Consider the following 516-nt stretch of genomic DNA (forward strand, 5'->3'; position numbering starts at 1 on the left):
AAGGCGCAGATGCGATCGGCCGAGAGCGGATGGACAACCTGAGCGGCCAACCCCAGTGCCTGACCATAATCCTCGATCGCCAGCATCAAGGGATAATTGGTGCGCTCTTCGCCGCCGAGCCACTCGATGCCGTGCACGCCTGCGTTATTCTGGTCCGTAGACGAGTTCGCCGGCATCGCATTGTGCCGGTAATTCAGGATCGAACTGAACAGGGGCGCCGGCGCGGCGACACCGCTGCATCGTTGCGCGAGCGCCAGCGAGGCATGTTCATGCGCCATCAGCTCGGCCAGCCGGGCGTGCGCATGATGAACACTGTCTTCAACCGCGGTGCCATCGAGATCGAGCCGCAGCGGCAATGTATTGATGAACAGTCCCATGGTGCGATCGCCGCCGGCGCCGGCATGCAAGCGGCCGAACAGAACCGTGCCGAACACGACGCGCTCGCGTCCGCTGCTTCGCGCCACCACCTGCCCCCAGGCGAGATGGCAGAGGCTGGCTAGGCTCAGCCCCAGCCGC

At 64.9% G+C, this 516-nt stretch carries 1 protein-coding gene; it reads right to left on the bottom strand.

All coding sequences use genetic code 11. The features are described from left to right. A partial coding sequence (locus KJQ96_RS38700; protein ID WP_213291186.1) for a condensation domain-containing protein occupies positions 1 to 516 on the bottom strand: 516 nt, incomplete at both ends.

The sequence above is a fragment of the Bradyrhizobium sp. sGM-13 genome, from assembly GCF_018398875.1.
Classification (GTDB): domain Bacteria; phylum Pseudomonadota; class Alphaproteobacteria; order Rhizobiales; family Xanthobacteraceae; genus Bradyrhizobium.